The organism is Micromonospora profundi (genome assembly GCF_011927785.1).
GTDB lineage: Bacteria > Actinomycetota > Actinomycetes > Mycobacteriales > Micromonosporaceae > Micromonospora > Micromonospora profundi.
The window spans coordinates 1,787,384-1,805,283 of sequence record NZ_JAATJK010000001.1; the positions used below are offsets into that span (position 1 = coordinate 1,787,384).

Annotated in this window: 13 protein-coding genes; 10 read left to right on the forward strand and 3 right to left on the reverse strand. The window is 69.9% G+C overall.

The features are described 5' to 3' along the window. Positions 1-2 precede the first annotated feature (2 nt). A complete protein-coding gene (locus tag F4558_RS07645; protein WP_209273859.1) occupies positions 3-2,321 on the forward strand; it encodes a ribonucleoside-diphosphate reductase subunit alpha in 2,319 nt (772 codons plus the stop codon). 47 nt (positions 2,322-2,368) lie between these two features. Continuing rightward, positions 2,369-3,364, forward strand: a complete 996-nt coding sequence (locus F4558_RS07650; RefSeq protein ID WP_167947300.1) for a ribonucleotide-diphosphate reductase subunit beta — start codon at positions 2,369-2,371, stop codon at positions 3,362-3,364. A gap of 83 nt (positions 3,365-3,447) precedes the next feature. On the opposite strand, the gene F4558_RS07655 is transcribed toward F4558_RS07650, so the two are convergent. The 3 genes from F4558_RS07655 to F4558_RS07665 form a co-directional block, all read right to left on the reverse strand. Beyond that, positions 3,448-6,267 carry a glycosyl hydrolase family 95 catalytic domain-containing protein gene (locus tag F4558_RS07655; protein WP_167943635.1) on the reverse strand — a complete coding sequence of 940 codons (2,820 nt, stop codon included), beginning with the start codon at positions 6,265-6,267 and terminating at the stop codon, positions 3,448-3,450. A 202-nt stretch (positions 6,268-6,469) separates the two neighbouring features. Next, positions 6,470-8,275: a family 43 glycosylhydrolase gene (locus F4558_RS07660; RefSeq protein ID WP_167943636.1), complete on the reverse strand. Its 1,806-nt coding sequence runs from the start codon at positions 8,273-8,275 to the stop codon at positions 6,470-6,472. Between the two features lie 421 nt (positions 8,276-8,696). Beyond that, positions 8,697-9,467: a FadR/GntR family transcriptional regulator gene (locus F4558_RS07665; protein ID WP_167943637.1), complete on the reverse strand. Its 771-nt coding sequence runs from the start codon at positions 9,465-9,467 to the stop codon at positions 8,697-8,699. A 148-nt stretch (positions 9,468-9,615) separates the two neighbouring features. On the opposite strand from F4558_RS07665, the gene F4558_RS07670 reads away from it, so the two are divergent. The 8 genes from F4558_RS07670 to F4558_RS07705 all read left to right on the forward strand — a co-directional run bounded on the left by F4558_RS07670 (position 9,616) and on the right by F4558_RS07705 (position 17,856). Continuing rightward, positions 9,616-10,884, forward strand: coding sequence for an ABC transporter substrate-binding protein (locus tag F4558_RS07670; RefSeq protein WP_053656753.1), 1,269 nt, complete (start codon positions 9,616-9,618; stop codon positions 10,882-10,884). Positions 10,885-10,888: 4 nt separating this feature from the next. Further along, complete coding sequence (locus F4558_RS07675; RefSeq protein ID WP_306271074.1) at positions 10,889-11,872, forward strand: carbohydrate ABC transporter permease; 984 nt, start codon at positions 10,889-10,891, stop codon at positions 11,870-11,872. After that, entirely contained in the window at positions 11,872-12,699 is an 828-nt protein-coding gene (locus F4558_RS07680; RefSeq protein ID WP_053656755.1) for a carbohydrate ABC transporter permease, read from the forward strand. Before F4558_RS07675 ends, F4558_RS07680 begins: the two co-directional genes overlap by 1 nt. Position 12,700: 1 nt before the next feature. Then, on the forward strand, positions 12,701-13,936 hold the full coding sequence (locus tag F4558_RS07685; RefSeq protein WP_167943638.1) for a mandelate racemase/muconate lactonizing enzyme family protein: 1,236 nt from the start codon (positions 12,701-12,703) through the stop codon (positions 13,934-13,936). A 275-nt stretch (positions 13,937-14,211) separates the two neighbouring features. Continuing rightward, entirely contained in the window at positions 14,212-15,240 is a 1,029-nt protein-coding gene (locus F4558_RS07690) for a zinc-dependent alcohol dehydrogenase (protein ID WP_167943639.1), read from the forward strand. Continuing rightward, positions 15,237-15,998 carry an SDR family oxidoreductase gene (locus F4558_RS07695; RefSeq protein WP_167943640.1) on the forward strand — a complete coding sequence of 254 codons (762 nt, stop codon included), beginning with the start codon at positions 15,237-15,239 and terminating at the stop codon, positions 15,996-15,998. The genes F4558_RS07690 and F4558_RS07695 overlap by 4 nt, the downstream gene beginning before the upstream one ends. Beyond that, positions 15,995-16,873 (forward strand): amidohydrolase family protein, encoded by an 879-nt coding sequence (locus F4558_RS07700; RefSeq protein WP_167943641.1) that lies wholly within the window; start codon positions 15,995-15,997, stop codon positions 16,871-16,873. The genes F4558_RS07695 and F4558_RS07700 overlap by 4 nt, the downstream gene beginning before the upstream one ends. After that, positions 16,870-17,856, forward strand: a complete 987-nt coding sequence (locus F4558_RS07705; protein WP_053656765.1) for an aldo/keto reductase — start codon at positions 16,870-16,872, stop codon at positions 17,854-17,856. The genes F4558_RS07700 and F4558_RS07705 overlap by 4 nt, the downstream gene beginning before the upstream one ends. The last annotated feature ends 44 nt before the right edge of the window (positions 17,857-17,900 follow it).

The window sequence follows — 17,900 nt, forward strand, 5'->3', positions numbered from 1 at the left end:
CCATGCAGGTCCGCAAGCGCGACGGCGCCACCGAGCCCGTGGACGTCAACAAGATCGTCCGGGCGGTGGAGCGGTGGGCCGACGACCTTACCGACGTCGACCCGTTGCGGGTTGCCACCCGCACGATCAGCGGCCTGTACGACGGCGCGACGACAGCCGAGTTGGACAGGCTCTCCATCCAGACGGCGGCCGAGATGATCGGCGAGGAACCGCAGTACTCGCGCCTGGCCGCCCGGCTGCTGGCCACCTACATCGACAAGGAGGTACGCCGTCAGGGCGTCACCTCCTTCAGCGCGGCGATCCGGCTCGGTCACGCCGAGGGGCTCATCGGCGACGAGACCGCCGCGTTCGTCGCCGCGTACGCGGCAACGCTCGATGACGCCATCGACCCGGACGGCGACCGGAGGTTCGAGTACTTCGGCCTGCGTACCGTCTACGACAGGTACCTGCTGCGTCACCCCACCGGTCGGCTGGTGCTGGAGACGCCGCAGTTCTGGCTGCTGCGGGTGGCCTGCGGCCTGTCCCGTACGCCGGACGAGGCGGTGGACTTCTACCGGCTGATGTCCAGCCTGGCCTACCTGCCCAGCTCGCCGACCCTGTTCAACTCCGGCACCCGGCACACCCAGATGTCCTCCTGCTACCTTGTCGACTCGCCGCGCGACGAGCTGGACTCGATCTACCAGCGGTACGCGCAGGTCGCCAACCTGTCGAAGTTCGCGGGCGGCATCGGCATCGCGTACTCCCGGGTCCGTTCCCGGGGCGCGCTGATCCGGGGCACCAACGGGCAGTCCAACGGGATCGTGCCGTGGCTGCGCACCCTTGACGCGAGCGTGGCCGCCGTCAACCAGGGCGGCCGGCGCAAGGGCGCTGCCTGCGTCTACCTGGAGCCGTGGCACCCGGACATCGAGGAGTTCCTGCAGTTGCGGGACAACACCGGCGAGGACGCCAGGCGTACCCACAACCTGAACCTGGCCAACTGGATCCCTGACGAGTTCATGCGCCGGGTCGAGGCCGACGAGATGTGGTCGCTGTTCGACCCGAACGAGGTGCCGGAGCTGCCCGACCTGTGGGGGGAGCGGTTCGACGCCGCGTACCGGGAGGCCGAGGCGCAGGGCCGCTACGTGCGGCAGGTCCCGGCGCGGGAGCTGTACGGCAAGATGATGCGCACCCTGGCCCAGACCGGCAACGGGTGGATGACGTTCAAGGACGCCGCCAACCGGCTGTGCAACCAGACCGCCGACCCGGGCAACGTCGTGCACCTGTCGAACCTGTGCACCGAGATCATCGAGGTGTCCAGCGACGCCGAGACGGCCGTGTGCAACCTGGGTTCGGTGAACGTCGCCGCGCATCTGACCGGCGACGGCATCGACTGGCATCGGCTGCGCGAGACGGTCCGGACGGCTGTGACGTTCCTCGACCGGGTCATCGACATCAACTACTACCCGACAGCGCAGGCGGCGGCGAGCAACCCGCGCTGGCGGCCGGTCGGGCTCGGGCTGATGGGTCTCCAGGACGTGTTCTTCGCGCTGCGGCTGCCGTTCGACTCGGCTGCCGCGCGGGAGCTGTCCACCCGGATCAGCGAGGAGCTGTACCTGACCGCGCTGGAGACCTCCGCCGACCTGGCCCGCCACGCCGGCGCACACCCGGCGTTCGGGCAGACCCGGGCCGCGCGGGGCGACCTGCAACCGGACCTGTGGGGTGTCGAGGGTACGCAGACCGCGCGCTGGGCGGCGCTGCGCGAGCGGGTCGCGGCGTACGGGCTGCGTAACTCGCTGCTCGTGGCCGTCGCGCCGACGGCGACAATCGCCTCGATCGCGGGCTGCTACGAGTGCGTCGAGCCGCAGGTGTCCAACCTGTTCAAGCGCGAGACCCTGTCCGGGGAGTTCCTCCAGGTCAACACCGCTCTGGTACGCGAGCTGAAGGCCCGTGGCCTGTGGAGCGACGAGATCCGGTCGGCGATCCGTCGTGCCGAGGGGTCGGTGCAGGGCATCGCGGCGCTGCCGGCCGACGTGCGGGAGTTGTTCCGCACCGCGTGGGAGTTGCCGCAGCGGGCGCTCATCGACCTGGCCGCCGCCCGTGCCCCGTTCATCGACCAGTCCCAGTCGCTGAACCTGTTCCTGGCCTCGCCCACAATCGGCAAGCTCTCCTCGATGTACCTGTACGCCTGGAAGGCAGGGCTGAAGACCACCTACTATCTCCGGTCGCGCCCCGCCACCCGCATCCAGCAGGCCACAGTGGCTCTCGTCGCGCCGTCCACTACCGACGCCGAGGCGCTGGCCTGCTCGCTGGAGAACCCCGAGTCGTGCGAGGCCTGCCAGTGACCGCCGCCGACACCACTACCGACCCCGCCGACACGAGGACCACGCACATGCTGCTCGACCCCGGGATGGACCTCACCCTGCGCCCGATGCGCTACCCGCACTTCTTCGACAGGTTCCGCGACGCCATCCGCAACACCTGGACCGTCGAGGAGGTCGACCTGCACGCCGACCTCACCGACCTGGACAAGCTGTCGCCCGCCGAGCGGCACCTGGTCAGCCGCCTCGTGGCGTTCTTCGCCACCGGCGACACGATCGTCGCCAACAACCTCGTGCTCAACCTCTACCAGCACGTCAACAGCCCGGAGGGCCGGCTCTACCTGTCCCGGCAGCTGTTCGAGGAGGCCGTGCACGTCCAGTTCTATCTCAACCTGCTCGACACGTACGTGCCCGACGAGACCGAGCGGTTCGCCGCCTTCGCCGCCATCGAGAACATCCCCTCGATCCGCCGCAAGGCCGAGTTCTGCTTCCGCTGGATCGACTCCCTGAACGACCTGCGGCAGCTGCGGACCCGCGAGGATCGGCGCACGTTCCTGCTCAACCTGATCTGCTTCGCCGCCTGCATCGAGGGGCTGTTCTTCTACGGCGCGTTCGCCTACGTCTACTTCCTGCGCTCGCGGGGTCTGCTGCACGGCCTGGCCTCCGGCACCAACTGGGTGTTCCGCGACGAGTCCATGCACATGGCGTTCGCGTTCGACGTGGTCGACACCGTCCGTGCCGAGGAGCCGGACCTGTTCGACGACGACCTCGCCGATCAGGTCCGTCAGATGATCACCGAGGCCGTCGAGTGCGAGGTGCAGTTCGCCGAGGACCTGCTGGGCCACGGTGTGCCGGGCCTGACCCTTGCCGACATGCGGGAGTACCTCCAGCACGTCGCCGATCGCCGCCTCGCCCAGCTCGGCATCGCGCCGCACTACGGGTCGACCAATCCGTTCGCCTTCATGGAGTTGCAGGACGTGCAGGAGTTGTCCAACTTCTTCGAGCGGCGGGTGTCGGCGTACCAGGTGGGGGTGACGGGTTCGGTCGCCTTCGACGACGACTTCTAGTCGGTGGTCGTGCGGAGGGCTCGGCCACCCGCCGCCCGGTAGGCGGGTGGCCGAGCCCAGCTCCCGCGCGGGAGCCTGACGACTCAGCTCGTGGTGCAGGTGAGGCTGGTCGGTGGGTTGTTGGTGCCGTTCCAGGAGCCGGTGAACCCGAAGGTGGTCGAGGCGCCGGCGGCGAGCGCGCCGTTGTAGGCGACGTTCGTCACCCGTACCGCCGATCCGCTCTGGGTGTGGGTGCCGCTCCAGAGCTGGCCGATGGTCTGTCCGTTGGGGAAGGTCCAGGACACGGTCCACCCGTTTATCGGCGTGGAGCCGGCGGTGACGGTGACGGTTGCCTGGAAGCCGCCCGCCCACGAGTTGTCGATGGCGTAGGCGGCAGTCGCCGACCCGGACGGCGGGGGAGTGGAGGTCGGCGTGGGAGTGGAGGTCGGGGTGGGCGTCGGGATCGGCGTCGGCGTCGGAATCGCCGTCGCCGTCGGGCTCGGCGCGACCCCGGGGTACGCCCGGTAGGACTGTCCCGCCTGCACCGTGAGTTCGATGACGTCGGACTCGATCCTCGTGGTGCGGGCCGGGGCGCCGGTGACCGCGTCGACGACCGAGTGGGTCGCGGTGAACAGTCGCGAGCGCAGCCGGACCGTGCCGCCCCGGTCGGCGCCGACCAGGATCTCCTGGGGCTGGCCGGCGCTCCACGCGATTGCCACGGTGTAGCCACCTCGCCCGCGCAGGCCGCTCACCCGGCCCTGCGGCCAGGCGCTCGGCAGCGCCGGAAGGATGTGCAGTTCGCCGTTGTGGCTGTGCAGCAGCATCTCTGCGATGCCCGCGGTGGCGCCGAAGTTGCCGTCGATCTGGAACGGCGGGTGCAGGTCGAACATGTTCGGCGCCAACCTGGCAGTGGTGACCAGGCCGCGCAGGATCCGGTGTGCCCGCGCGCCGTCCTCCAGCCGCGCCCAGAAGTTGATTTTCCAGGCCAGCGACCAGCCCGTCCCGTCGTCACCGCGCAATTCAAGGGTCCGCCGCGCCGCCTCGTACAGCTGCGGGGTGCCCCGGCGGGTGATCTGGTTGCTGGGGTGCAGGCCGTACAGGTGGGAGACGTGCCGGTGGTTGGGCTCGGTCTCCACCCAGTCGTACAGCCACTCCATCACGTTGCCGCGCGAGCCGACCCGGGTCGGAGGGAGCCGGTCGCGGGTAGCGCGGACCTGCGCCCGGAACGTGGGGTCCACGTCGAGGATCTCGCTGGCCCGGGCGCATCCGTCGAACAGGTCGCGAAGGATCTGGTTGTCCATCGTGGGCCCGGCGCAGACACTGGCGTTGGCGTGGTGGGAAAGCTCCGGCGAGTTCGACGGGTTGGTGACGAGCCAGCCCAGGGTCGGCTCCGTCTGGAGGGTGTCCAGGAAGAACTGCGCGGCGCCCTTCATGGCCGGGTAGTGCGCCCGCAGGAACTCGACGTCGCCGGTGAACAGGTAGTGGTCCCAGATGAGGGTGCTCAGCCAGGCGCCGCCGGTCTGCCACATCCCCCAGAACGCGCCGTCGACGACCGAGGTGGCCCGCCATGCATCGGTGTTGTGGTGGGTGACCCATCCGCCCGCGCCGTACTGCACCTGGGCGGTTCGCGCGCCGGCCACCGCCAGATCCTTGATCATCTCGAAGACCGGTCGGTGGCACTCGGGCAGGTTCGTGGAGTTGGCCGGCCAGTAGTTCATCGGCAGGTTGACGTTGATCGTGTACTTCGAGTCCCACGAGGGGGTCATCTGGTCGTTCCAGATGCCCTGGAGGTTCGCCGGCTGGCTGCCGGGGCGCGAGGACGAGATCAACAGGTACCGGCCGTACTGGAACAGCAGCGCCGAGAACTGCGGGTCGGTTGATGAGCTGTGCTGCGCGATACGCTCGTCGGTCGTCCGGTCGGCGGCGGCGGTGCGACCCAGATCGAGGCTCACCCGTCCGAACAGCGCCTGGTAGTCGGCGATGTGCCGGCTGCGCAGCTCGTCGAAGCTACGAGCCCGGGCGGCGGTGAGGTTCCGCCGGGCGATGCCCTGGTAGTCGCCACCGACGTTGCGGTAGGTGACATAGCTGGAGCCGATCGAGATCAGCAGTGTGGCGCTCGTGGCGCCGGAGACCCGCAGCGTGCCGCCGGAGCTGGTGACGGTGCCACCGGTGACCGTGGCGTGGGTCAGGGCCTGGAAGCGGACCGCGCCGGTGACGCCCTCCTGGCTGCCGGACGTGCCGTCCAGGGCGATCGTGGCACCGTCCGGGCTGGACACCGTCGTACGCTGCGGGCTGTCGAACGTCGCGGTGAACGTGAGCGAGGCCGCCCGGTCGACGCTCAGGCGTACCACGATGACCTGGTCCGGCGCGCTGGCGAAGACCTCCCGCTCGTGGCGTACGCCGTTGAGCACGTACGCCACAGAGGTGGTCGCCGTGGTGAGGTCGAGCCGCCGGGCGTACTGCGAGGCGCTCGTCGAGGTGCCGAAGGTCAGGCGCAGGTTTCCCACCGGCTGGTACGCCAGCTGCCCGACCGGGTTGCCGAGCATCGTCTGGTTGATCAGATCCTGCGCCTGCGTCCACTGGTTGGCGAAGACCCGCCGACGGATCTCCGCTATCGATCCGGCACCGCGCGTGTTGCTGGGATCGTGCGGACCACCGGCCCAGACGGTGTCCTCGTTGAGCTGGAGGGTTTCCCGGTCGACGTTGCCGAAGACCATGGCGCCGAGGCGACCGTTGCCGATCGGCAGTGCCCGCAACCAGTCGGTGCCAGCGGATTCGTCATACCACAGCACCAGGTCGTTCGCGGCCTGCGCCTCGGCCGAGGCGGGCGCCGGGCCGTCGCCGAGTTGGGAGAGCGGCAGCAGCGCGCCGGTAGCGCCCGCTGCGCCGATTTTGAGCGCCTGCCGGCGCGTTACATCTGACATCTCGGGGCCTCCTCGGGCGGCGCTCGTCGCGGTTGAGCATCTCCGCATCGGGTGTCTGCGCTGGTGTAGACCGGTCATGCATCCGACACAATGACGAAACCATAGAGCAATCTGAATGGAAAAGATATGATGCTTGTGGGCCTGGGTGGCCGACGGGGGCGGGCCCGTCTCGTCGTTGCCCCGACGAGACGGGCCGGTGCCGTCAGGCCGGTGCGCAGGTCAGGTTTCCCGGCGGCTCGTTGCTCCCGGTGCTCGCGCTGAGGTAGCCCACAGTTGTCGACGCTCCCGCCGCGAGTTGACCGTTGTAGCCGGCGTTGGCCAGGGTCACCTGGTTGCCCTGCTGGCTGAAGCTGCCGTTCCAGCTCTGCGCCACCGTCTGCCCGCTGGCCAGGGTGAACGTGACCCGCCAGCCGTTGATCGTGCTGGCCCCGGCGTTGGTGACAGTCACCCGCCCCTCGAACCCGCCCTGCCAGCTGTTGACCACCGTGTGGGTGGCCGCGCAGGACTGCCCAGCAGGGCTGGTCGGCGTGGGCGTGGGCGTGGGAATCGGCGTGGGGGTCGGGATCGGGGTGGGCGTGGGGATCGCTGTGGGGGTCGGCGTGGGCGTCGGGTTGCCGCCGCTCTGGAACTGCCACCAGTTGACGTTGAACAGGTTGCCGCTGCCCCCGGTGAACCGCAGGTACAGATCCTGGTTGCCGGTGGCGCCGCTGACCGCGCAGGAGACAGTCTGCCAGCTCTGCCATCCGCCGGTGCCGGGTACGGAGCAGCTGCCCACCCGGGTGCCGGTGGGGCTGCCGAGGCGCAGCTCGATGCTGCCGCCGGAGGTCGCCGACGCCACCCGGGCGCTGAACGACGTCGCGCCCGCGCCGAAGCCCACTCCCTTGACCTTGATGTAGTCGCCGTTCTCGATGAAGCCGACGTTCATCCCGCCCTCACTGGCCGGCTCCGTCTCGATGCCGGAGCCCCAGGCGATGGTCTCGGCCTCCTGCCGTACATACGGATTCAGCGTCCCGATCTGCGGTGCGCCGGTCGTGGTCATGTTGATCGTCGGGATGGTGCCGTTGGTGTTGTAGGTGAACTTCTCCACTGCCACCGAGCGGGTGTAACCGCTGCCGCCGGGCAGCGCGCCGTTGTGGTAGAAGAAGTACGAGCCGCCGTTGAAGTCGATGACCCCGGCGTGGTTGGTGAAGCTGGCGCCCTGCCGGGGCATGATCGTCCCCCGGTACGTCCAGGGTCCGGTGGGGCCGGTCGCCGTCGAGTAGCCGATGAACTCCGAGCAGCACTCCGCCGCGAACACGTTGTAGTAGACGCCGTTGCGCTTGTAGACCCACGGGCCTTCCTCGTACAGCGTGGGCCTGCTCGTGTTGCCGGACCGGGCGCCGAAGCCGGCGGTGGTGAGCGGGATCTTGGTGGCGCTACCGCTGTACGAGATCATGTCCGCGTTCAGCTTCACGTACCACAGGTTGGGGTTTCCCCAGTACAGGTACGCCTGGCCGTCGTCGTCGATGAAAACGGTGGGGTCGATCTCGCCGTTGCCCACTAGTGGCCGTCCGATGGCGTCCCGGAACGGCCCGGTGGGACTGTCGGACACCGCGACGCCGATGGCCATCGAGTTGGTCGCCCGCGCGGTCACCGGGACGTACCAGTAGAACTTTCCGTTGCGGGCGATGACCTGGCCGGCCCAGGCGTTGGCGCTGGCCCAGCTGAAGGTGCTGACGTTCAGCGGGGAGCCGTGGTCGGTCCAGTTGACCATGTCGGCGGAGGACCACACACGCCATTCCTTCATCGTGAAGTAGGTGGAGCCGTCCTCGTCGTGGCCGGTGTAGAGGTAGACGCGTCCGTCGTGCACAAGCGGGGCGGGGTCGGCGGTGTAGATGTGCTGGACGATGGGGTTGTCCGCGTGCGCCGCGGTGGCCGGCAGCAGTGTCGAGACGAGCAGCAGGCTCACCAGCCAGGCGCCCGCGCGCCTGAGCCGGGTCCTCGTCGGCGGTGTGGGTGTGGATGTCATCGGTACCTCCCAGGGATGGGACGCTCACCTGACGGATCGAAGAGTGGGACAGGCCGCAGGGCAGGCGGCATCGGCACCGCACGGAGGTCTGTCGTCACCGACGGTGCTCGACTCGGCGCGTGGCGGTGTCGTGGAACGACACGGAGGTTGTGTGGGACGGCCGCAGGCTCCCGCAGGGGCGGGCCGGCGGTGCTCAACGTCCTGTGGAGAGGCCCGGACACCCGCCAGCGGGGCGTTGCTCGTGCGTGGCTCCACCGGCCCGGAGGGGTCGGGTGGAGCGGTGAAGCGTGCCCTGCGCCTCTGCGGCCCGAGCGTAGTCTGTTATCGCTAACATTCACAAGCCATGGACGACTCTGAATCTCGACCAACCCGGCAGTGCACCGCTCCGGTCACGGCCGTGGCGACCCGAGCCGCCCGGTTGTCAGCGCTGCAGCCGCGTCGGGCTGCCCGGTCCGCTGCGACGGACGAGCCAGGCCTCGGTGATGTGGGTGAACATCGCCTGGGTGGCGCCGTCCGGGTCGTGGGCGGCGATCCGCTCGTAGATGCGCCGGTGGCCCTGGTTGGAGGCCACGCACATGGCGCGCTCAGGGCGGCCCATGTACCGCGCGGTGTTGACGACCTGGCTCTCCAGCGACCGGACGACACCTCGCGCGATCCGGTTTCCGGATGCCTGCATGACGGTGTCGTGGAAGGCGCGGTCGTGCTCCTGGTAGGTGAGGTGGTCGTCGACGAGTTCGTCCATCCGGTCGACGAGGGCGCGCAGCCGGTCGATGGTGTCCTGGTCGGCGAGTCGGGCGGCCACATTGGCCATGTCGGACTCCAGCACCCGCCGGGTGACCACCAGGTCGTCGAGGATCGCCAGGCTGTCGTCCTCGGCGATGGTCGCGGCGAGGACGAGTTCGTCGAGCATGTCCCACGCCGACGGCGGGGTGACAAGCGTGCCGCTGCCCTGGCGGACCTGCACGAGGCCCTTCTCCTGGAGGATCTTCACCGCCTCCCGGATGACGGTCCGGCTCACCGAGAAGGTCTCGCAGAGCACCGGTTCGGGGGGCAGCGGGGTGCCCGGCGGGTGAACTCCCTGGACGATCCGGTTCACCAACTCGGCGGTGATGGCTCGTGCCAGGTTGGCCGGACGGCGAGCCCAGGTGGGTGCCGCTGAACCATTCACGGTCGTCTCGTTCGATGCCGTCATGTCCACCTCCGTGTGGCTGCCCCAAGCCACGATTTCGCCCCAGTGTACGGGTAAACGTTGACGTGATACGTCATACGAGTTACGTTCTCGGTCATTCTTGCATCGACGGCCGGTTCTGCGGCCACTCTCCATACGAAGGTGAGCAACGATGAAGCAACGAGCAGTGTGGGCCGCAGTCCTCGTTGCGGGGCTGGCCCTGACGGGCTGTGGAAGCGCCACCGGAACGGGTTCGTCGTCTTCGGGCTCGGCCGACAAGCTGATCGTCTGGGACTGGAAGTCCGGCGAGGCCAGCTCCGCCGCGTACGTGGAGAAGGCCAAGGCCGACTTCGCCAAGAAGCACAAGGACGTCAAAGTCGAGTTCGTCGCCCAGCCGTTCGACCAGTACTACACGCTGCTGGGCGCGGCGATCCAGGCCGGTAAGGGGCCGGACGTCATCCTCTTCAACGGCGGGGGCCAGATCCGTGACCGGGTCGGCTCCCTCCTGCCGCTGGACGAGCACGTGGCCGACGACCGGCAGCGACTGGCCGGCTGGGAGGCGTTCGCCAAGGACGGCAAGACCTACGCCGCGCCGGTGACCCTCCAGGGGCACCCGATCTACTACAACAAGGCGCTCTACGAGAAGGCAGGCCTCGACCCGGCGAAGCCGGCCACGACGTGGACGGAGTTCCTCGCCAACTGCGGCACCATCACCAAGGCGACAGGTGCCAAGTGCTTCGCCGTCGGTAACAAGGAGGGCATCGGCATCCAGTTCTTCCTGTCCGCCCTGGCGTCGGGCGTCCTCACCGGCCAGGAGTACGACGACTGGATCGCCGGCAAGCGGGACTGGAACTCGCCGAACGTCAAGCGGATCTTCCAGCTGTGGAAGGAGACCGGCACCGCGGGGTTGAACAACGACGGGGCGAACTCCACGGCGATGTTCAACGACGCGTTCGCCGTCTTCCAGTCCGCGAAGGCCGCGCACATCATCGGCCTGATGTCCGACATCGGGCACTGGAAGGACTTCAACGAGTTCGTCACGCCCGAGAAGCTCGGCGTCATGACGGCCCCGGTGGTGACCGCCGGCACCACGCCGAGCCTGCCGTACGACGGTGGCATCGGCTACGCGGTCGCCAAGTGGACAAAGGACCCGAAGGTGGCCGCCGACCTGGTGCGGTCGCTGACCTCCACCGACGCGCTCCAGGCGTTCTACGCCAACGCCGGCGCGATCACCGCCGACACGACGATCGACGTGTCGCAGGGCGGTCCTGCCGTGACCACGATCGTCTCGGAGATCAAGACCGGCAAGCCCGCGCCGCACGTGGCGCTCTCCTCCAAGTCGATCGACCTGATGGGCAGGCTCTCCCAGCAGTTGCTGAGCGGTTCGGTCACCGTCGACGAGGTCGTGAAGCAGATGGCCGCTTCCGACGCGGCGGGCTGATCTCGTGCCGATCGGAAAGTCGCTCCCGTCGGTCCGTCCGGTCTCGACCGGGCGGGCCGGCGGGGTGCAGCCCACACCGCCCCCGGAGCCCCGCGTTCGCGGCGCCGCCCGGCGTGCCGCCGGTGGCCGCCGCGCCGAACTCCTCGCGCCGTTCGTGCTCGTCGCCCCGGCCGTCCTGATCCTCGTGCTGCTGCGGCTGTGGCCGCTGCTGCTCGGTGTCAACTTCTCCTTCACCGGCGACGGCGAGCGCGACGGCGCGGCCGTCGGCTTCGACAACTACGTCGACCTGTTCCACGACCCACTGTTCCGGGGCGCGCTGCGCAACGTCGGGTTGCTGGTGCTGCTCCTGCCGGTGGCGGTGGCGATCCCGGGCATCATCGCCACGTTCATCTACCTGCGCGTGCCGGGTCACCGGTTCTACCGCAGCGTCTACTTCTTCCCCGCCGTGCTGTCCCCGGTCATCGTCGGCGCGATCTTCAACCTCCTGCTGTCCTTCGACGGCCCTGTCAACTCCGTGCTCGGCGCGGTCGGCATCGGCCCCGTGGACTGGCTCGGCGACCCGGACGTCGCCATGTTCGCAGTCGTCGGCGTCCACATCTGGGCGACCTTCGGGATGGCGCTCGTGGTGTTCCTGGCCGGCTTCGCGACCCTGGACGGCACGCTGCTTGACGCCGCCCGGGTCGACGGCGCGTCACTGGGCCAGGTCATCCGACACGTCATCATCCCCAGCCTCACCCGCACCATCCAGTTCGTCTTCGTGACCACGATGATCGGGATGCTGACCTCGATGTTCGGCCTGCTCTACGTCATGACCACCGGCGGTCCCGAGGGTTCGACGTACCTGCCGGAGTACTACATCTGGATCCAGCAGGGCCAGATGAACCGTCCGGCGCTCGCGTCGGCCGCGTCGACGGTCCTCTTCGTCATCATGCTCGTCGTCGGGCTGCTGCAACTCAAACTGCTCCGACGATCCGGGAAGGTGGACTGATGTCCCGCGTCCGACTGGGCCGCTGGCTGCTCGTCATCCCGATGGGGTTGCTCGCCCTCGCGACGATCTACCCGCTGTTGTTCACCGCCAACGTCGCGATGAAGACCCGGCGGGAGTACATCCTCGACCGTTTCTCCCTGGCCGACTCCCTGCGCCTGGAGAACATCACCACGGCGTGGAGCAGCGTCGGGATGGCCCGGTACGCCGCGAACTCGGTGCTCGTGGTGGCCTGCTCGGTGTTCCTGCTGCTGCTGTTCGGCTCGATGGCCGGTTTCGCGTTGAGCCAACTGCGGTTCCGTGGCTCGTCGGCGTTGTTCATCGGCTGCCTCGCGGCGCTCTTCGTACCCTTCCAAGTGATCATGGTGCCGCTGGCACGGATCATGGCGGACACCGGTCTCGTCGACACGTATCCGGGGCTGATCCTCGCCTACGTCGCGCAGTTCCTGCCGTTCACGATCTTCCTGATGGCCAGCTACTACAAGACCATCCCGGCGGAGATCGTCGACGCGGCGCGGATCGACGGCAACAGCGTGTACGGCGTCTACGGCCGGATCATGCTGCCGCTGGGCGCTCCGGCGCTGCTGTCGGTAGGCATCCTCAACACCCTGTTCTGCTGGAACGACGTGCTCATCGCGCTGCTGATGATGCCGTCGGCCGACCATCGCACCCTGATGGTCGGGGTGACCTCGCTACGCGGGCAGTACTCCGAGGACATCCCGACGTTCGCCTCCGGGGTGCTCATCGCCGCGATTCCCGTCCTGGCGATCTACCTGTTCCTTCAGCGCCAGATCGCCGACGGCGTCGCCGCTGGTTCCACGAAAGGCTGATATGCGCATCACCGGGTATCGAACCCTGACGACCGTCCAGCAGTGGGGTCGGCCCGTCGGCGACGCCAACGGCATCCTTCCCCACGGCGTCACCACTGTGCCGATCGTCATCGTCGAGACCGATGAGGGAATCAGCGGCGTCGGCCTGGGGCCGGCCGTGGAGATCGAGGCGATCTTCGCGGCCATCGAGGGGGAGGATCCCCGCGCGGTGACCACACTGTACGACCGGATGCTCCGGCAGACCTTCAAGGCCGGCCACGGGGGCCCGGTGTTCGGGACCGTCGGCGCGCTCGACACCGCCCTGTGGGACATCAAGGCGCAGGTGGCCGGCGAGCCGCTCTGGCGGCTGCTCGGTGGCCGGGACCGACACGTTCCGGCGTACGCCTCCGGTCTGGACATCGGCCTGAGCGACGACGAACTCGTCGCGGAGTACGAGGTCTACGCCGGGTACGGCCTGCGTGCCGCCAAGCTCAAGGGCGGCCTCGACATCGAACGGGACCGCCAGCGGCTCGCCCTGGTGCGCGACGTGCTCACCGAGGCGGGCCACGGCCGTCGACCCGGCCTGATGCTCGACGTCAACGAGGCGTGGTCGCGCAAGCAGGCCGTCCGGCACGTCTGCGAACTGGAGCGCACAGTCGATCTGGTGTGGATCGAGGAGCCGGTGCGGCGGTGGGACGCCGAGGGTCTGGCCGCCGTCGGCCGTGGTGTCCGCGCGGCGGTCGCCAGTGGCGAGAACCTCACCGGACTGGAGCAGTACCGGCCGCTGATCGGCGCGGGCGCCCTCGACATCGTCCAGTCGGCCGCCGTCTGGGGCGTCACCCACTTCCTGCGGGTGGCAGCCCTGGCGCATGCCCACGACCTGCCGGTGAGCCCCATCGGCAACAGCCCGATCGGTCTGCTGCACGCCGCGACCTCGATCCCCAACCACCTGGTGAGCGAGTTGCAGGACCTGCGGCCGCCGGTGGGCCTCGACGTCGACCTGCACATCGCCGACGGCGCCTTCGTCCTCGGCGACGCGCCCGGCCTCGGCATCCGGGTCGACGAGGCGACGATCCTGGCGGCCGGCCACCGGCCGGGCAACCCGAGCGCGGACAGCCCGAACGTCCGCCCGGAGCGGGCCGGCCTACGCCTGCTCGCGGAGGCCGACGATGCCGCTGCCACGCCGGCGCTGCGGGTCGAGTCCCTGCTCGCCGACGCCGTCGCGGCCCACCAGGACGCCGCACCCGTCCGGCGTTGATCCCGCCGGGCCAGCCCGGCCCGGAACCCGCCATCACCGAAAGGACCCCGAGTGTCATCCTCGCTCGTAGCCTCCAGACGGACATCGACGACGCTCGCCGCCAGGCCGACGGCTGGCGCCCGCACCGGGCCGCTGACCACGCCGGCAGGGACCACCCGGCCGAACCGACCCAGCCCGACCAGGGCCCGCATCCTCGGGTCGCGGATGCGCGGCAACACAGCAGACGTCCGACCGTACGCAGCGGCGGAACCCCACCACGTCGAGACGGAGCAGCGGTGAAGGCAGTTGTCTACCGGGGGGCACGGGACCTCGCCATCGAGGATCACGCCCCGCAGGCACCAGGTCCCGGGCAGGTACGGATCGAGGTGGCGTACACCGGGATCTGCGGCACGGACCTGCACATCTTCCACGGCGACATGGACGCGCGGGTGGGCGCCTCGGCGGTCCTCGGGCACGAGATGTCCGGCCGGATCGCCGCCATCGGTGAGGGTGTGACCGGTTGGTCGGTCGGGCAGGCGGTCACTGTGATGCCGACGCGCGCCTGCGGGCGCTGCCCGGCGTGCCGCCGGGGCGACTCGCACATCTGTCATTCAATGGATTTCCTTGGCATCGACTCGCCGGGTGCCATGCAGTCGTCGTGGACGGTCCCGGCGGATCTGGTGCTTGCGCTCCCCGACGACCTTCCACTTGACCACGCGGCACTCGTCGAGCCGGTGGCGGTGGCGGTGCACGACGTCGGCCGTGGGCGGATCGTGCCGGGCGAGCAGGTAGTGGTGGTGGGTGGCGGGCCGGTCGGAGTGCTCATCGCCGCAGTGGCCCGCGACCGTGGCGCGCAGGTACTGCTCGTCGAGCCGGACGGCTTCCGCCGGTCGGTGGCAGCCAGGATCGGGATCGAGGCCGTCGATCCGGGGCCGACCGACGTGGTGGCGCTTGTGAACGAGCGGACCGGCGGCGCGGGCGCGGACGTGGCGTTCGAGGTGTCCGGCTCGGCCGGCGGGGTCGGCACTGCCGTCGACGTGCTGACGACCCGTGGCCGGTTGGTGCTGGTGGCGATCCACCCGCAGCCACGTCCGGTGAATCTGCACCGGTTCTTCTGGCGTGAGTTGGAGTTGGTGGGTGCGCGGTTGTACCAGCGTGCGGATGTGGCCGAGGCGATCCGGCTCGTCGCGGCGGGGGTCGTGCCGGCCCGGGAGCTGATCTCCCGGGTGCTGCCGGTCGAGGATGTCACCGACGCGTTCGTGGCACTGGAGGGTGGCGGGGGCGTCCTCAAGGTGCTGCTGGACTGGCGGGAGGAGGGCCGATGAGCGCGTTGTTCGACCTTTCCGGACGCACCGCGCTGGTGACCGGCGCCCGGCGGGGCATCGGCCTGGCGATGGCGGAGGCCCTGGCGCTCGCCGGTGCGGACGTCATCGGGGTGTCGGCGCAGTTGGAGTCCGAGGGCAGTGCGGTGGAGCAGCGGGTCCGGGCCGCTGGTCGCCGGTTCACCGGCTTCCGGACGGACCTGGGGGACCGCGCGGCGGTCTACCGGCTGGTCGAGGACGTCGCCGCGCTCGGCTCGGTGGACATCCTTGTCAACAACGGTGGGACGATCGCCCGCGCGCCGGCGGTGGATCACCCCGACGAGATGTGGGATCGGGTGGTGCAGGTGAACCTGTCCAGTCAGTTCGTGTTGAGCCGGGAGATCGGTCGGCAGATGGTCGACAGGGGCCACGGCAAGGTCATTTTCACCGCCTCGCTGCTCAGCTTCCAGGGCGGCATCAACGTGGCGAGCTACACCGCGGCGAAGTCCGGCCTGGCCGGGCTGACCAGGGCACTTGCCAACGAGTGGGCGGGTCGTGGGGTGAACGTCAACGCCATCGCGCCCGGCTACATCGCCACCGACAACACACAGGCGCTGCGCGACGACCCCGACCGCAACGAGGCCATCCTGGGCCGGATCCCGGCCGGCCGGTGGGGACGGGCCGACGACCTGGCCGGCGCCGTCGTCTTCCTGGCCTCCCCGGCCTCGGACTACGTGCACGGCACCGTCCTGCCCGTCGACGGCGGCTGGCTCGGCCGATGATCGCGACGCAGCTGGCCGGACGACCCGGCATCGTCGACGCACACCACCACCTCTGGATCCGCGCCCGGCACCCGCAACCGTGGATCGACCCGCACACGATGGCCGCTATCGACAACGACTTCACCGCGGCTGACCTCGCCCCGGTGGCACGCGCCGCAGGAGTCACCGAAACGGTCGTCGTGCAGTCCATCGCGTCCGTGGCCGAGACCGAACACCTGCTGGGCGTCGCTGCCGACGACCCCCTGATCGGCGGTGTCGTCGGCTGGGTCGACCTCAGCGCCGACGACATCGACGAGCGCATCGACAGGCTCCGTGCCGCACGCGGCGGGCAGCGGCTGGTCGGCATCCGTGATCTGGTCCAGTCCGAGCCCGACCCCGCGTACCTCGACAGGCGTGACGTCCGGCGGGGCATCGCGGCGGTCGGCGCCGCCGACCTCACCTTCGACCTGCTGGTCCGCGACCGCCAGCTGCCCGCGGCCATCCGGCTCGTCCGCGACCTGCCCGAGGTGCCGTTCGTCCTCGACCATCTCGGCAAACCCGCGCTCGGGCAGCGGAGCCTCGGCGACTGGCCCGACGACCTGCGGGCGCTGGCCGCCCAGCCGAACGTCACGGCGAAGCTCTCCGGGCTCGTGACCGAGGTGGACGGGCCGTCCTGGTCGGCCGCGGACCTGCGGCCCGCCGTCGAGCACGCCCTCGACCTGTTCGGCCCGGACCGCCTCATGTTCGGCTCCGACTGGCCGGTGTGCCTGCTCGCCATCTCGTACACCAGGTGGGTCGAGGTGCTCGACGAGCTACTGGAACCACTCGGCGACGCCGAGCGCGCGGCGATCTGGCGGGACACCGCCCGCCGCTCCTACCGGCTGGGGGCGCCGTGATCTCCCGGGCGCTGCCGCGCCGGCCGGCGGTCCACCTCACCGCCCTCGGCTTCGGCGCCGCCCAGGGCGGCAACCTGTACCGGGGGACCTCCGACGACGAGTTCGCCGCCGCCGTGGACGCTGCGTGGGCGGCGGGCATCCGATACTTCGACACCGCGCCGCACTACGGGCTCGGGCTGTCCGAGCGGCGCCTCGGCGCTGCCCTGCGGTCCCGCCCCCGCGACGAGTACGTGGTGTCGACGAAGGTGGGGCGGCTGCTCGTCCCGTCGCCGGAGACCGCACACCAGCGGGACGCCGACGGCTTCGACGTGCCGGCCGACCACCGACGGGTCTGGGACTTCAGCCGCGACGGCGTACTCCGGTCGTTGGAGGCCAGCCTGGAGCGCACCGGCCTGGACCGGGTCGACGTGGTCTACCTGCACGACCCCGACGAGCACTGGGAGCAGGCGGTCACCGAGGCCGTTCCGGCGCTGGTCCGGCTGCGCGACGAGGGCGTCATCGGCGCGATCGGCGCGGGCATGAACCAGTCGGCGATGCTTGCCCGGTTCGTCGAGGAGACCGATGTCGACGTCATGATGTGCGCCGGCCGGTACACACTGCTGGAGCAGGGCGCGCTTGCCGACCTCCTGCCCGCCGCGCAGGCCTGCGGGGTCGGCGTGGTGATCGCCGGGGTCTACAACTCGGGGCTGCTGGCCCGCGACCGGCCGCCGGCCGACGCTGTCTACAACTATGAGCAGGCCCCGCCGGAGCTGATCGAGCGTGCCCGGCAGATCGCCGACGTGTGCGAGGCCTACGGCGTGACCCTGCCGCAGGCGGCACTGGCGTACGTCCGCCAGCACCAGGCCGTCGTCTCGACCGTCGTCGGCCTGCGCGACGTGGCCCAGGTGACCGAGACCCTGCGCCGGTCCGAGGCCGACGTCCCGAACGAGCTCTGGCCGGCGTTGCGCGCGGCCGGGCTGCTCGGGACGTCGACACTTAGCTGACGACGGTGCGCCGGCCACCCGAGGATCGGGTGGCCGGCGCCGGC

Bases quoted from the DNA above. Each gene is read 5' to 3' on its own strand.
- F4558_RS07695 (WP_167943640.1), top strand. From the start codon at position 15,237: ATGAGCGCGTTGTTCGACCTTTCCGGACGCACCGCGCTGGTGACCGGC.
- F4558_RS07650 (WP_167947300.1), top strand. From the start codon at position 2,369: ATGCTGCTCGACCCCGGGATGGACCTCACCCTGCGCCCGATGCGCTAC.
- F4558_RS07645 (WP_209273859.1), top strand. From the start codon at position 3: ATGCAGGTCCGCAAGCGCGACGGCGCCACCGAGCCCGTGGACGTCAAC.
- F4558_RS07660 (WP_167943636.1), bottom strand. From the start codon at position 8,275: ATGACATCCACACCCACACCGCCGACGAGGACCCGGCTCAGGCGCGCG.
- F4558_RS07665 (WP_167943637.1), bottom strand. From the start codon at position 9,467: ATGACGGCATCGAACGAGACGACCGTGAATGGTTCAGCGGCACCCACC.
- F4558_RS07700 (WP_167943641.1), top strand. From the start codon at position 15,995: ATGATCGCGACGCAGCTGGCCGGACGACCCGGCATCGTCGACGCACAC.
- F4558_RS07655 (WP_167943635.1), bottom strand. From the start codon at position 6,267: ATGTCAGATGTAACGCGCCGGCAGGCGCTCAAAATCGGCGCAGCGGGC.
- F4558_RS07670 (WP_053656753.1), top strand. From the start codon at position 9,616: ATGAAGCAACGAGCAGTGTGGGCCGCAGTCCTCGTTGCGGGGCTGGCC.
- F4558_RS07685 (WP_167943638.1), top strand. From the start codon at position 12,701: ATGCGCATCACCGGGTATCGAACCCTGACGACCGTCCAGCAGTGGGGT.
- F4558_RS07680 (WP_053656755.1), top strand. From the start codon at position 11,872: ATGTCCCGCGTCCGACTGGGCCGCTGGCTGCTCGTCATCCCGATGGGG.